Consider the following 14,611-nt stretch of genomic DNA (forward strand, 5'->3'; position numbering starts at 1 on the left):
ATGACCTTGTTGTGGTATAGCCAGACTTATTGAAGTCGCACTGGCAAACGTGTCCCCTTGGATTTAGACCCCAGCTTGTCCCCTAGGGCTTTAAAAATCGCACCGGCCATGATATAATAGTCATTAAGTGATGATGACTTTTATGTGGCGCTCACCGATGCCAGTCGGTGGGTGTTTTTTTTATGCAGTTTTTTAGGTATTACTTCTTTTGAACTACTGACAGTGTCCCCCATGATTCACAGTTAGTACAGCAAACGGTGGAAATAATGTTAAAAGCACATCATATAATAGGACTGTCAATACCAATGATTATAGCCCTTTCATAGGATATCTGTCAACAATTATATTTAATTTCCCTTTTTCCCTTTATCTATTTTTCCCCAAATAGAATTATCCCTAAATAGAATTATCCCTATATCCCTTTTTCTATTTAGGGATATTTTTAATTCCCATTCTAACAGTGTTCTCAGTCGATAAGTATCCCTTTTTCCCTTTATCCCAATTTCTATATATCCCTAATTCTATATATCTAAATAACTATTTAGGGAAATTTCCCTTTTGCTATTAAATTGTGGTATACTAACTAAAAATCAATTGGAGGTCGTTGTTATGAATATTCCAGACGTAGTAAAGGCTATACAGTCTCGTGATGAGGCATTAACCATTGTGATTGGTAATCAAAAGGGTGGCGTGGGAAAAACAACTAACACGTATCTCATCGCTTATACCTTAGCTAAAATGGGAATACATACGTTGGTTGCAGACTTAGACCCACAAGCCAACGCCACTAAAACACTAATGTTAACGAAAAGTCAGCAGGAAGATACCGTGTACTCAATTAAAAAAACTCTGATGGTAGGCGTACAGGAGAAAGATCTAACAGACTTACCAGTTAAGATAATGGATAACCTTGACCTAATTCCTTCATATATTGATTTCCAAGATTTCACGAAATATTTATATCAGAATACGAATAATGAGTACGAAGAAACACATCTGTTGGAACCCTTGTTTAATCCATTGAAGAAGAAATATGATGTAATTCTGTTGGATGTGCCACCATTTAGTATTGAGATTACCCGTAATGCTGTTATCTTCTCAGACTTTGCACTTATCAGCTTGCAAACACACGATGATAGTCTATCCGGTGCAGAAGAGTATGTGAATACCCTTTCCAAACTTCAGCAAGAGTATCAGCTAGATATAGAGGTAATTGGTATCTTGCCAATGCTTCACGATGCCCGTAACGGCGTCGATCAGACAATCATACAATCTGCTAAGGATGAGTTTGGAGAAGAAAATGTATTCACAAATATTGTTACTCAAATGGCCCGGATTAAACGATTCCCAATTAATGGAATTACCGATAAGGACCGCTTCGATAAGCGAGTGTTAGACAAGTACCAGCAAGTTACCGATGAGTTATTAAGCCGGATTGGCTTATTTATAGATGATAAGGAGGCCAAGTAAGATGCCAAGTAAAAAGCCTAATATTCTTCAACGAAGGGTTACCGGAGCGGTAAAGCCATCAGAAGAGTACCATGCAACAGATAATGCTACGAAAAAAGAGAATAAATCTTCCTCTATACCAAAAAATCAGAAAAAATCCCTTAAGGTATCCGCAGAGACTTACAAGGATATGAAAGTCCTGAAGACAATTGAACATGTTAGCTTCGACTACGAGATTATCCAGCTTCTTATTGACCAGTATTACAAGGATATGACCGAGGAACAACAGCGCAGGTATACCGTATTGCGGGAGAATATGTAAGCAGTGCTACATTAAAATAAAAGAAAGAAGTAATGGTAGATTGCAAATTTAATCCGAATTTTTTGACAAATTGGTCAGCATGACCTGATAAGGTGTTTGCCAGTCAAGTATTTTAAGTGGTCTCTGATTAATTTCGAGTAAGGTGGTTTTCAAGCCTTGAGCACTAATGTGCTCAAAATAAGTCCCCTTAGGATAAAAATAGCGTGAGTTCCGATTAAATCGTTCATTACTGCCGCGCTCAGCTGGCGTATAAGCATGGCAGTAATAGGTCTTAATACCGTATTGTGCTTCAAGTGATACTAGCCCACTAAACTCAGTGCCACGGTCCACCGTAAAACTATGCACCGGGCCATTAAAAGTTGCTAGAAACTTATTTAGGGCTTCATTAACAGTTACTGCTGTCCGGTTTTTTAATCGGTAGGCCCAAAGGAACCGTGATTTGCGATCGATTAAGGTTAATAAAACTGCCTTACTATGCCCACGGGGGCCAACAATTGTATCTAATTCAAAATCACCGATGCGATTACGTCGATTAACCACGATGGGTCGCTGTTCAATTGACCGTCCTAATGATTGATTATATTTAGAACGTTGGTCAAGGTTACGCCGTTGGCGCACGCCATGTTCAGGCAAATCATTTAAAGAAAACTCAATTTTCCCTTGATTTAACCAATTATAAATTGATTTAGTCGCTAGTTTAAATTCGTGAGCAATCATTCCTGGTGACCAACTTAGCCGTAAATGGTTTAAAATTATTTGCCTTAATTTGTCATTCAATTTAGTCTTTCGGCCACATCGTGACCGCTTGTATTCGGCATCTGTTTGGGCCACTTCGGCCTGGTAAGGTTCACATCGAGCTAATTCATAAGAAATTGTGGCAGGTGATCGTTTTAGGCGATCGCTCATTTGGATATTGGACAGCCCTAGTTCACAAAAGGTTTCGATTTTAATTCGTTCAGAATAGGTTATACTAGACAAAAGATCAGCTCCTAAAAGATGTGTTTGTGGTAAACACCATTTTAAGGGAAGCTGATCTTTTTTGTCCGAACAGCGTCGGATTAATTTTACAATCTACCGTTCAGCACTTCTTTCGTACCATCTGGACGAATGCCAATCGCAATATGAACGGCTTCTTTTTGAACGGTATCCCGCTTTAACGGCAAGTAAGTAGCATCTAAGAAGATGGCCACATATTGTGAAGCCAGTCGACGTTGCTGGAAAGCTTGAACCTGTTCATTGACGGCTTTAGTCATGTTGGAAACCGTGGCTTGGGAGTAGTGAGCACCGTACATTTTTTCAATGAGTTCGGCAATTTCAGCAGTGGTAATTCCCTTGGTATACAACTAAATGACCGTTGTTTCTAAATTATCACTGTGCCGCCCGTAGGCTGGCAAGGTATGATTTTCAAACCGGCCATTGCGATCTCGAGGAATGGTTAAGTTGGCCGTACTTCGTATCAAACGAGCGCTCATAACTGCCGTTGCGGTTATTACCAGTGTTAATCCCAGCGTATGAGTAGCGTTCGTAACCCAAAAACTCTGCCAATTCGGTTTGAAGCAGCTGGTTAATCGCAATTTCGAGGTGGTGACGAAAAACTTCGTCCAAATCTTGCTTTTGGGCTAGTGCAGCGATAATTTCTGTGGTAAGTTCATTCATGGGGAATGCCTCCTGTGATGTTTTCTGTGGTTACTAAATATCATAAGGGAAGGCATTCCCTATTTCTATACAATTCAGAAATCTTTTATGCATTTACACAAGATTCTTGACGCTACCCTTTTATAATTGTGCTATATTGAACATGAAGGAAGCGAAGCACTATGACTATGGTGAAAGCAGCTGTTATTTACGGTCCTAAGGATATCCGCTTTGAAAAAAGAAATATTCCTGATCCGGCACCAGATGAAGTTCAAATTGAGGTTGCATTTAATGGTATTTGTGGTAGTGATATTCATGAATATTTAGAGGGTATGGATTTGGCGACAATGCCTCATCCGCTAACCCATATGCAGGCTCCGCTGATTCCTGGTCATGAATTCTCTGGGACGATTTCTAAAATTGGAAAACAAGTATCTAAATTAAGAATTGGAGATAAAGTTGCAGTCGAGCCAATGATTGCTTGTGGAAAATGTCCGGAATGTCTTTCTGGTCATTATAATTGGTGTGAGCATGCTATAGGTAGTGATCAATCAGCAGGATTCTTAGGATTTTCGGCTAACGGTGGCTTAGCTGAAAAGTGCAATGTAAAAAGTACCTTTGCACATCTCTTGCCAACTAACTTTCCGCTTGATTTAGGGGCTTTAGTTGAGCCAGTTTCAGTTGCTGCACAAGCAGTTATGGCAAGCCGAGTGTCTCCTGGAGATGATGTCTTAATTCAGGGTGCTGGTCCAATTGGATTGTTCACGGCCTTAATAGCACAAATTTCTGGTGCCCATCACGTCATAATAAATGACATGTCAGAGGAACGTTTGGATTTAGCAAATGAATTAGGGGTTCAATACCCAATACGTGCTGATAGCCAAAAGTCATTAGCTCACGCTATCAGCACTATCACGGAAAATCAGGGAGTAGATGTTGCATTTGATTGTGCCGGTGTACAACCCACACTTACTGGTGCCATTCAGGCTCTTAAAAACGGTGGCAAGGTTACCGTGATTGCATTATTTCAACATCCACCAGTTGTAGATGTTAGAGCTCTTCTTAAAAAGGGTGGTAGTTTATTAACATCTTATGGATATGCCAATATCTTCGATCGAGTAATTAAGATTATAGATACCCATCGGTCACTATTCAAACGTGTCATTACAAAAAAGATTGAATTAAATGAATTAGTTTCAGAAGGAATTGAATCCTTAGAAAAGGATAAAAAACAAGCAAAGATTTTAGTTCGTTTGCATTCTTAGTTAACATCAGTTTTCTCAACCCAAGTGCCCTATAATTATGGCTCTACGTCAACTGGTGTTGAAGAATAAATTTATCATTTGAGGCGGTTCTCCATTTGGGGAGCCGTCTTTGTCATGTTATGCCGTGATTTGGTAGATTCGTTTGAAGAAGTTCAGCTGATTCTTGAAGCCAAAACAGGATCGTTTGAGTGACTTGATGAGGTGGTTAACCCCTTCGATCGGACCGTTGGAATAAGGGCTGGTGACAGCGACTTCGTGTCGCTTAAGCGTCACGATCGTCATGTCCATTGCCGTACCGTTTAGCTCGTAAGTAGCTAACAGGATTGCCAGTTCCGCGGGATGTTTCCTCACCATCAAGGCATCATGAGGCGCTAAGTAGGTCTCGTAGGTTTGCTTGAACTTGGGCAGAGTTTAACACTAACGTGTAGTGATCTTTGATTTACTCCACATTAATTATGCCAGTTGCGACAAGGGTTAGCGCCATTTACTACACCTGAGCAAGATTATTCACATTCTGGTCATAAACAACCGGTTTTTAGTGTTGCAATGGGCGTAACTCAATGGTGATGTAGCTCTATCAATGCGTGTGCACCGCTTAAGATTCGTCGGCTGATTATTACACCCGTAGCTGCCTTATTAAGAACCTGTCTAGTATCTTTTAAGAACTATCTTCAGGAAGGCCAATACAACCATTTGAAGACTGCTGTTAAGGGCACGTTCACAGTTTTTCCAAAGTCGCCGACATTTGTCTAGCCAACTCCATGAACGTTCAACGATCCATCGTTGCGGTAACACCGTGAACATATGCAACTCGTTGCGTTTAGCTACCGTCGTCTTAGCATTCAAAATGAGCTTCACCTGATCCGCAAAGTCATTGCCAGTGTAGCCACCATCAACCATGACATGCTGAACCAGCTCTAAATTTTGGCTAACCAAACTAAACATAGCCAATGCACCTGAACGATCTGATACATTAGCTCGTGTCACGAGAATGGCTTGTGGTAAACCATTAATATCAACCGCCAAATAAAAACATGTGGTATTTTGGTTGGGAGAGTGGGTCGTCGATTGGGGGAGACAACTAGCAGGTCTGGATCGTGTCCGTCTTAAAGCGGTTGCTAGAATAAGCATATCGCATATCTAAATAACGGGTTGTCAGCATGCTAAGTGCTAAGGCCCATTATAAAGTCACTTAGCAACTGAGTAACTTTATAATGGGTATTGGTGGGGGGACACACGTGCTTCAGCACAGATTTAATATAGTAGAAAAAAGATTGCGAATCAGAAATGATCCGCAATCTTTGCATTTGTTTATTAATTTAGAGTGGCTTTTTAGTACCAGCCATTAGCAAGCCAGTGACTCTTGGCGTTGCTCCATGAACCATAACGTGAAGCAACATAACTGTTAGCAACACGTTCTTGGTTGGCAGCGGAGTAGTCACCGTTTAAGTATGAAGCACTTAATTGGTACTTACCGATGTATTGACCGTTACGAGCAGAATATGAACCACCAGATTCTTTACCAGCAATCCAAGCCTTAGCAGCACTATCAGAACCATTGTTGCTATAGTTTGATGTTGAACTAGACGTTTGAGTCGTCGTCTGAGCAGCAGGTTTGCTAGTTTGTGTTTGACTTGATTGGGTCTGGCTAGCTTGGCTCGGTTGAGCTTGAGTTTGACTAGTCTGAGCTGATGATTGTGTCGTGGTCGTTTGTTGAGTCGTTTGTGTTGAAGTCGTTGAGGTTGTTGAAGCAGCTGAAGACGTAGCTTGGCTAGTTGCTGATTGTGGTGCAGCACTTGTAGCAGCAGAAGTCGTGGTTGTTGTAGTAGTACCATTGACTTCAAGCTTATCACCAATGAAGATTAAGTTAACATTAGCTAACTTGTTTGCCTTTTCAATGGCTGAAACTGAAGTGTTGTGAGCTTGGGCAATTGCTGAAACAGTATCGCCGGCCTTAACAGTATAAGTATCAGCGTTGGCAACCGTTGTTGAGATAGCGAATAAAGCTAATGCAGCAGTTGATGATAATACAAGGTTTTTGATCTTCATAATAATTAATACACTCTCCTATAATTTGCGTGTGTTCGATTATTTACATATATTTTCTATTGGTCGAGCAGTTGATGTCTCAACCAATCAACAGTGACTAGTATAACTAGTGAGTGTTGCAGTGCAATAATCAGAACATTACGTTTTTAGGGGGTGCTTGTAATATAAGGCCGTTTTTGTAATGAATTGTAATATTTGGTAGATTGTATCAACATTACTAGAATAAAAGTAGCGGGATAAATATTTCACGACCAAATAGTATCTAAATCTATACGTTCAACACCAAGCAATCACACACCACAACACAGCACACCGTATAGACCCTTTAAAACGTCTTCTAAGCGATTTTAAGGTGCATTGCTTAATTATATATGGCGAATTGTCAAACTAAGTGCAACGGTTTGTCAAAAAATACTTCATATGGGGTTTCATAGTTTAACACTTTGCGAGGACGTTGATTTAACTGCTTTTGGCAGTGTTCAACGTCCTGTTCTGTATAATTATCAATATCTGTTCGCTTGGGAAAATATTCCCGGATTAATCCATTTGTATTCTCATTTGTTCCACGCTGTTCAGGCGAATATGGATCGGGCCAATAGACAGTAACACCTAACCTTTCGCTGATTTCATCAAGATGAAGAAATTCGGTCCCATGATCTGGTGTAATAGAATGAACAAATTCTTTAGGAATGGCCCCTAACAGTTCAACTAAGCCTTTATTTATCTCCTGCGAGTCCTTTTGCACAACCTTTTTGATAAGCGTAAGCCGACTAAGCCGATCGACAACCGTTAAAAGGATGGCGTGACCCGTTCGACCAATCACAGTATCAATTTCCCAGTCACCTATACGTTGACGCTGGTTGATAAAACCAGGGCGCTCATGGATCGAGATATAGTCGGTCTGTACTTCTCGATGTCGTCTAGTATTCTTTGAATGCCGAGTCCGATGTTTATGTCTGAGATGGCGCTGAATACCGGTATCACCACGTGAGGAGTACTTCTCACCTAAATTGTGTTGATAGATATGACGGTAAATTGTGTTGTAGCTAACACACCATTGATGTTCCTTATTAAAGCGAGCGGTAATCTGCTCTGGTAACCAGTGCAGATCTAAGATGTAATGAACAATTTGACGGCGTAATTGTGGATGGCTGTCTAATAGCCGCTTCTTGTGACAATTCTGCCGCTTTTGATGATAGTCATTATCTGCTTTGCTTGGGGAATAATTACCTGCACAACGTTTTAACTCCCGTGAAATAGTGCTTGGATTTCGCCCCAGCCGTAACGCAACAGCCCGGATAGATAACCCCTTAGTTCGTAAAAACATAAGTATTTCACGTTCTTTTGTAGTAAGATGTTTATAGCTCATACCGGATACCTCGAATTGTTTGATTTGGTCGTTAAACATATTCTACCCGGTATGGGTTTATTTTTTTACTTTGTGTTGCATTTCAATTGTAAATTCGCCCTATTAAAAAAATTCTAATCACGTTCTAAAGCTGGAGACTTTTAAAAAAATCAAAATTTTGATATAGTGGATTATAGTACTTTTAGGTAACCAAGAAGTTTTTGAACGCCTTATGAAGGTTGAGTATGATGAAATTGGTTGGATATGGTGCTAATTTCTTGGTTTAGAACAAATTGGTGAATATAAAAAATGTAAATTTTATTTTGACTCATTCATAGCGTTATACACCATGTCTACCCAAGCGCGTGGCGCATGTTACCCAGATTATTATTCCTTATGAATAATAATCTGGGTAACATGCTAATACATGGAGGTGTATGTTGGTAGAAAAAGTTAAAGTTAAAAATGTAACTAAGATTTTTGGAAAGCAAATATCTCTAGCAAAAAAATTGTTGCGTGAGGGAAAGTCTAAAGCAGAGATCCTTTCGCAGACAGGTTGTACTGTTGGAGTTAATCAAGCTAGTTTTGCTGTTAATGAAGGTGAACTGTTTGTAATCATGGGGCTGTCTGGAAGTGGAAAGTCTACGATTATCCGAATGATCAACCGCTTGATAAATTCGACTGATGGGGATATTGAAATCGATGAACAAGGTGTGATGGGCCTCAGTAAGGAAGAATTACGTCACTTGCGCCAAGATAAGATCGGCATGGTTTTTCAAAATTTTGCCTTGTTTCCGCATAAGTCCGTATTACAAAATGCGGCTTATGGATTGGAGCTTAAAAAGTTTCCGTTAGATGTACGAAACAGGAAAGCTCATGAAGCATTGACACTAGTCGGCTTGACCGGGTATGACGACCAATATCCAGATCAGTTATCAGGCGGGATGCAGCAGCGGGTTGGTCTCGCGCGCGCTTTGGCCAATGATGCCGAGATTCTGTTGATGGACGAGGCATTTTCGGCCTTGGATCCGTTATATCGGAAAGAAATGCAGGATTTGTTATTGCAAATTCAAGAAAAAATGCATAAAACGATCATTTTTATTGGCCATGACCTGAACGAAGCTTTGAAATTAGGGGATAGGATTATGATCATGCGTGATGGCCATATCGAACAAATTGATAATCCGGAAGATATTTTGACTCACCCGGCTAATGATTACGTAGAACGCTTCATCGAAGGGGTCGACCGGACAAAGGTCCTGACGGCAAGTAGTGTAATGACGCAGGCCCAGGTGGTTAATATTGGAAAGGCTGGACCACGGGTGGCTTTGCGGAGAATGCGAGCCAACGATATCTCTTCAATATACGTGGTTGATAATGACAACAAATTCGTGGGTTTTGCCGATGCGCATGATGTTTCGGATCTGATTAAGAAGGGCAGTGAAGACCTGAAGTCAGTCCTTAGGACAGACGTGCCTAAGACAAGTGTGGATATGCCAATCAATGCATTGATTAACGATATTTCGAAGGCAGCAATTCCTTATGTCGTGTTGGATGATGACGATCATCTACTAGGCATCATTCTACGGAGTTCTGTTTTGGCGGCTATCGCTGGGGAAGAGGTGAGTGCTTAATGAATATTGGACAAATACCTTTAGCGGAATGGATCAACTCAGGTGTTGACTGGCTGAGTCAATTTACCGGATTTTTTTATAGTGTGACGATCTTTTTCCAGGTAATCATTGACGGTATTCAATGGGCTTTTGACTTCTTGCCGCAATGGGTCTTTATCTTGGTGGTCTTAGCACTCACGTACTGGGTTAAACGAGGACAAAAGAAAATTAGTTTCATGGTGTTTGAAGTTTTGGGGCTGTTATTGATCTGGAACTTAGGATACTGGCGTGATATGACCCAGACCTTGACGTTAGTTTTGTCGTCTAGTTTGATTGCAATCGTTATTGGGATTCCACTTGGAATTTGGATGGCAAAAAGTTCAAGAGCTGAGATCGTAATCAAACCAATTCTTGACTTCATGCAGACCTTGCCAGCGTTTGTTTATCTAATACCGGCCGTTTCATTTTTTGGTATCGGGATGGTACCGGGGGTGTTGGCTTCAGTGATTTTTGCGACGCCACCGACAGTGCGAATGACAAACTTGGGAATCCGGCAGGTGCCAAGTGACTTGATCGAGGTAGCGGATTCCTTTGGCTCGACCAGCTGGCAAAAGCTAATCAAATTACAGTTACCACTAGCAAAAACAACAATAATGTCCGGAATTAATCAAACGATGATGCTTGGACTTTCAATGGTCGTGATTGCATCAATGATTGGCGCCCTTGGTTTAGGAACTCAGGTTTACTTTGCTGTGGGGCGTAATGATGCCGGGGCAGGATTTGCCGCAGGAATTGCTGTGGTTATTGTAGCTATTATTTTGGATCGAATCACACAATCGTTCAACAAAACATCCAAATAAAGGGGGAATGATTAGTTTGAAGAAAAGAATTCTCCGTTATTTGCAAATGGCCACAGTGATTATATGTTTGACAGCCATAGTTAGTGCTTGTGCTAAACCAGCTGAATACGACTCACATAAAAAGTTAGGACCGCAAATCAATTATACGATTACAGGGATCGAAGCTGGTGCGGGTGAAATGGCTAATACACAAACATTGTTGTCAAAATATAAGTTGAAACAGGCTAACTGGCAGATCATGCCAAGTTCTACAGCTGCGATGATTAGCACGTTATCCAAGGCAGTTAAAAATAAACAGCCTATCGTTGTTACTGGCTGGCAGCCACACTGGATGGTTGCTAAATATTCGTTGAAATTTTTAAAAGATCCAAAACATGTTTATGGTAATGGTGAATCAATGCGCACCATTACACGTAAAGGGTTGGAAAAAGATAATCCAGGTGCTACTAAGTTACTAAAGAATTTCCATTGGACAATTTCAATGTCAAATCCAGTAATGCTGAACATAAACGGTGGCATGAATAAGCAAAAAGCTGTCAATCAGTTTATTAAAAACCATCCTAAACAAGTCAAAGCATGGACAGCGGGGGTGCCAAACGGTCATGGCAAAAAAATTAAATTAGTTTATACACCATATGACTATGAAATTGCGGTAACCACTTTAGTAACGACTTTGTTGAAGCAAAAAGGATATAAAGCTACAATGCAACAGTTAGACGTGGGAGTTATGTGGAATTCGATAGCTAATGGTAGTTCTGACGCTTCCTTGACTGCTGAGTTACCAGTTACCCATGGCTTGTATGCCAAGAAGTACAAAGGTAAGTATGTTCAATTGCGCAAAAATTTGAAGGGTGCTCAAACAGGGTTGGCAGTTCCCAAATATATGAAGAATATTAATACTGTTGATGATCTAAAAAACAAATGATATTGGCTGTAAAATTTCTGGCATTGGACCACACCAATGCCAGTTTTTTTGTTATTTGTCATGTGAAGTTGATGGAATCCTTATGAAGTATCTGGAGCTTAATTGGTCTAGGTACTTTTTTATACCGTCACAGTTTGACGTGCTGGGTGAAGCCATTGGCGTTGAATCTTAATACGGTTGACAAAGTTCTCCCAATTACGGAAGCCAAAAGCAGTGTTTTTAATCTTCTTAATTCGGCCGATGTTGCCCTCTAAATAACCGTTTGAATATGGTGATTCAACGGCGTTCAGGGCCTGTTTCCGGTACTTCTTAAAGCTTTTGATGGTTGTGCCCATTTGTTTAATTAGTTGATGATATTGGCATAGGAACTAATGAAATAGGTTTGTATTATGAATGCGCAAAGACTTTATGATGTCTTGATAAATCTCATAAGTTGTTTTGAAGTCTTGCCCCAAATTTGAGACATTCGGTGACTTCCTCGGTAATAATTTTGCGTGTCAAAATCAAAAGAAAAGACGACCACAAAGGACCTATACTTACTTACCGCAGATGAACGTATCAAGATTTAGCTCTTTTGGAAGGCCAAGATAAAGGGGTTCCTATGATGTAATGACGGACAAATTGTTCGGTACATTACACCACCGTAGGAGTCATGCTTAAAAATGATCGAAAGTCAGTTATAACCACGTTATAATAAAAACAGCAAAAGGAAGTACCATCGAAAACAGGGCTTCCCGCGCAAGCCGCTTCAAAGGCGGTGGCCTTAGCTAAAGAACGATATCAAGGCGCCCCATAACCGTTCAAAGTTATGTAGGGAGGCTTTTTTATTGGTAGTGCTTGTTGATATAGTTGAGTAGCACGATTAAAAATGTGCCAAACAGCAATATCAGCGAGACTGTCTGGAAGACGCTCATTGACTGTGAAACCTTCTTGAAGATTATTCCATGTCAACTCGCAAGGGAAAAGACAGTCACTGCCCTTAAAATTGCTTAGTCAAGCATACAAAGAAATGATGGATTGACCAAGCCACAATAAACATTAAGGTATCAAGCTTCCTAGAAGCCCAATTTGATTGCATTAAGTATCAGCAAAACATCTTTTGTAGATATCCTTTTTTGAGTTCCTGGAGTTTTTCAAGTTTACGCTGATAAAGAGCGATAGTCTTGTCGAGTTGTTTGAAAAAAATGCCAATTTTCTTTTGTTCTTGTAAACTTTTAGGTAGTGTTACTTTGAACTGTGATAAAGATCTTTGACTAACACCTTTCGCAGTACCGCCGCTTGATAAGGATGATAATTCATTAAATGATTTCGGCGAACGTAACAAGACAGCCAAGAAATCATTTGTGATTTTATCTGAAGCAACATCAAAAGCGATTGTTCGTTGACTGAGAATATATTTGTTGTTGTCCGATATTTGTGCCACATTTCCCATTGGTGCCTCTGTGGTAAATAATACTTGGCCCTTATAAAGTTCTTTTCCAGTCATCCACTTATCATATAGTTTTTGATTTCCATAATGTGCATCAGCAGATGGATCAATATAACCATTTTTTACATTAAGAGCTGAAAGGGCAAGATATCCAGACTCGCTCCAATCCATATCCAGTTTTTTGGGAGTACGTCCACGAAAATCTACTGTACGTCTAATGTTGTCGAAGAACTTACGCTGTTCCCAAGCGTCAGCAAACCCTAAAAATCTTAATTCTGGGAACTTGCTCCCATTTTTGGGGAACAATTTCTGCAAATAGCCCTGTTTAAGTGCCTTAAGCTTAGCTAACTTACGCTGGTTGACTGCGATGAGGGTGTCGAGGTGTGGTAGATTGCAAATTTAATCCGAATTTTTGGACAAATTTGTCAGCATAACCTGATACGGTGTTTACCAGTCGAGTATTTTAAGCGGTCGCTGGTTAATTTGGAGTAACGTCGTCGTTAAATCTTGAGCACTAATGTGCTCAAAACGAGTCCCTTTAGGATAAAAATAGGTAGATTGTAAAATTAATCCGAACGCTGTTCGGATTAATTTTACAATCTACCATATATCTAAGCTTTTTTAATGGTGAGAAACTTTGCCACTTGCAATGCTCGATTAATTACTTAGGTATACAAAATGATTATTGTCACGAGACTAAAATAATCTTAATGTTTAAATTTTCTTCATTTCAATAAAAGACCGGTCTGCCAAAACCCAAAGATTTTAACAGACTGATCTTTATTTACATTAGTACATCTTGACTTATCTTGAAAAAACTTTAATTTATCCTAGCAAGTTGTTGTGACAAAGTTTCCACTTGTTTAGTCAACTTCTCCAGATCGTGACTCTGGTTGAAAGCTTTTAAGTTCGCTTGCACTTGCCGAACACCTTCCTGGACCCTTTCTTGGCCATTAACAGTCAAAGATAGCCAAACAATTCGTCGATCATTTGGATTCACTTGTGATTGAATTAAATTATCTTGAATCAATCGCCAAGTATTCCTGGAAATTAGTGTGCGCGTGACCGTGAATGCATCAGCTAATTCACTAGCAGTAGCTTGCCCATGTTGTTCAAGATAGACTAATATTCCCCACTCACGCATTGAAAATTCAGTTTTGGCCAGTCCTTGCACTAACATCTGGTATGCCTGATTCTGAATAGCTTGCAGGGTTGTTAAGCTCTCAAACTGGTTCTTAATTTGCTGCTGATTTAGCATATAATATCATCCTATTCTTTGTACTGCCGCTGAGTCATTCCGAAGAGTTATAACAAACTACTCATGGCTAATAGTAATAAGCCCCTCAGTGTCATATGTCGTTGGTCAGTTTCATCAGTTCGAGGCAACCATTGATCTACAAAATTAGTAGCCTCTGTTTGACCAGCCTGAACCGGTTTAGCAGCATCGTTGATTGGCTCGGGTTAATAGAAACTCTAAAATCTGTCGATAAACTATTTATAATTCTTATTATAATAGATTGATTCAAACTCATTATGAACGTTAGAAATATTATTAATATGCATTGAAGGTTAATTTTACAATCTACCTAAAACTAAATATAATTTTTCTAACTTAGTTGTTGCACTTAAACTACTGCATACTCATTTTTCAGTCTTACTTAATCTGCCTCGATGATAAATTTTCTTTTGGATTAAGTATTGATCCTGATCTTGAGT

At 39.9% G+C, this 14,611-nt stretch carries 12 protein-coding genes and 5 pseudogenes; 6 read left to right on the plus strand and 11 right to left on the minus strand.

Features of this window, described 5'->3' with window-relative positions; translation table 11 throughout:
- The first annotated feature begins 609 nt into the window (after positions 1-609).
- Positions 610-1,470, plus strand: coding sequence for a ParA family protein (locus ACKTSF_RS13540; protein WP_105450222.1), 861 nt, complete (start codon positions 610-612; stop codon positions 1,468-1,470).
- Between the two features lies 1 nt (position 1,471).
- Positions 1,472-1,771: a hypothetical protein gene (locus ACKTSF_RS13545; RefSeq protein WP_048481076.1), complete on the plus strand. Its 300-nt coding sequence runs from the start codon at positions 1,472-1,474 to the stop codon at positions 1,769-1,771.
- 48 nt (positions 1,772-1,819) lie between these two features.
- On the opposite strand, the gene ACKTSF_RS13550 is transcribed toward ACKTSF_RS13545, so the two are convergent.
- Entirely contained in the window at positions 1,820-2,749 is a 930-nt protein-coding gene (locus tag ACKTSF_RS13550) for an IS30 family transposase (protein WP_105450221.1), read from the minus strand.
- A gap of 98 nt (positions 2,750-2,847) precedes the next feature.
- Positions 2,848-3,427 (minus strand): annotated as a pseudogene (locus ACKTSF_RS13555) (IS256 family transposase); the annotation flags it as partial.
- 161 nt (positions 3,428-3,588) lie between these two features.
- Here ACKTSF_RS13555 and ACKTSF_RS13560 point away from each other — a divergent pair.
- Positions 3,589-4,671 carry an alcohol dehydrogenase catalytic domain-containing protein gene (locus ACKTSF_RS13560; protein WP_003561291.1) on the plus strand — a complete coding sequence of 361 codons (1,083 nt, stop codon included), beginning with the start codon at positions 3,589-3,591 and terminating at the stop codon, positions 4,669-4,671.
- Between the two features lie 117 nt (positions 4,672-4,788).
- Here the strand turns inward: ACKTSF_RS13560 and ACKTSF_RS13565 are convergent.
- The 4 genes and pseudogenes from ACKTSF_RS13565 to ACKTSF_RS13580 form a co-directional block, all read right to left on the minus strand.
- Positions 4,789-5,082 (minus strand): annotated as a pseudogene (locus ACKTSF_RS13565) (transposase); the annotation flags it as partial.
- 237 nt (positions 5,083-5,319) lie between these two features.
- Positions 5,320-5,700: pseudogene (locus ACKTSF_RS13570) on the minus strand (transposase); the annotation flags it as partial.
- 303 nt (positions 5,701-6,003) lie between these two features.
- The gene (gene apf / locus ACKTSF_RS13575; RefSeq protein ID WP_041161898.1) at positions 6,004-6,720 is read right to left on the minus strand and encodes an aggregation-promoting factor; all 717 of its coding nucleotides are present in this window, start codon (positions 6,718-6,720) and stop codon (positions 6,004-6,006) included.
- A 382-nt stretch (positions 6,721-7,102) separates the two neighbouring features.
- Complete coding sequence (locus tag ACKTSF_RS13580; protein ID WP_171284706.1) at positions 7,103-8,089, minus strand: IS30 family transposase; 987 nt, start codon at positions 8,087-8,089, stop codon at positions 7,103-7,105.
- A gap of 419 nt (positions 8,090-8,508) precedes the next feature.
- Here ACKTSF_RS13580 and ACKTSF_RS13585 point away from each other — a divergent pair, with 419 nt between their 5' ends.
- The 3 genes from ACKTSF_RS13585 to ACKTSF_RS13595 are packed head-to-tail and all read left to right on the plus strand — an operon-like array spanning position 8,509 to position 11,466.
- Positions 8,509-9,702: a quaternary amine ABC transporter ATP-binding protein gene (locus tag ACKTSF_RS13585; protein WP_027822877.1), complete on the plus strand. Its 1,194-nt coding sequence runs from the start codon at positions 8,509-8,511 to the stop codon at positions 9,700-9,702.
- Entirely contained in the window at positions 9,702-10,541 is an 840-nt protein-coding gene (locus ACKTSF_RS13590) for an ABC transporter permease (RefSeq protein WP_407890142.1), read from the plus strand. Before ACKTSF_RS13585 ends, ACKTSF_RS13590 begins: the two co-directional genes overlap by 1 nt.
- Before the next feature lie 7 nt (positions 10,542-10,548).
- Complete coding sequence (locus ACKTSF_RS13595) at positions 10,549-11,466, plus strand: glycine betaine ABC transporter substrate-binding protein (protein ID WP_105450234.1); 918 nt, start codon at positions 10,549-10,551, stop codon at positions 11,464-11,466.
- Positions 11,467-11,585: 119 nt separating this feature from the next.
- Here ACKTSF_RS13595 and ACKTSF_RS13600 read toward each other — a convergent pair whose 3' ends face one another.
- The 5 genes and pseudogenes from ACKTSF_RS13600 to ACKTSF_RS13620 form a co-directional block, all read right to left on the minus strand.
- Entirely contained in the window at positions 11,586-11,810 is a 225-nt protein-coding gene (locus ACKTSF_RS13600) for a transposase (protein ID WP_225420561.1), read from the minus strand.
- Positions 11,811-12,290: 480 nt separating this feature from the next.
- Positions 12,291-12,380 carry a putative holin-like toxin gene (locus ACKTSF_RS13605; RefSeq protein WP_222844221.1) on the minus strand — a complete coding sequence of 30 codons (90 nt, stop codon included), beginning with the start codon at positions 12,378-12,380 and terminating at the stop codon, positions 12,291-12,293.
- A 170-nt stretch (positions 12,381-12,550) separates the two neighbouring features.
- Positions 12,551-13,258 (minus strand): annotated as a pseudogene (locus ACKTSF_RS13610) (restriction endonuclease subunit S); the annotation flags it as partial.
- Between the two features lie 84 nt (positions 13,259-13,342).
- A pseudogene (locus ACKTSF_RS13615) lies at positions 13,343-13,447 on the minus strand (IS30 family transposase); the annotation flags it as partial.
- A 268-nt stretch (positions 13,448-13,715) separates the two neighbouring features.
- A complete protein-coding gene (locus tag ACKTSF_RS13620) occupies positions 13,716-14,153 on the minus strand; it encodes a MarR family winged helix-turn-helix transcriptional regulator (RefSeq protein WP_056986434.1) in 438 nt (145 codons plus the stop codon).
- Positions 14,154-14,611 lie beyond the last annotated feature (458 nt).

It is taken from the genome of Levilactobacillus muriae (assembly GCF_045862015.1).
Classification (GTDB): Bacteria; Bacillota; Bacilli; order Lactobacillales; family Lactobacillaceae; genus Levilactobacillus; species Levilactobacillus muriae.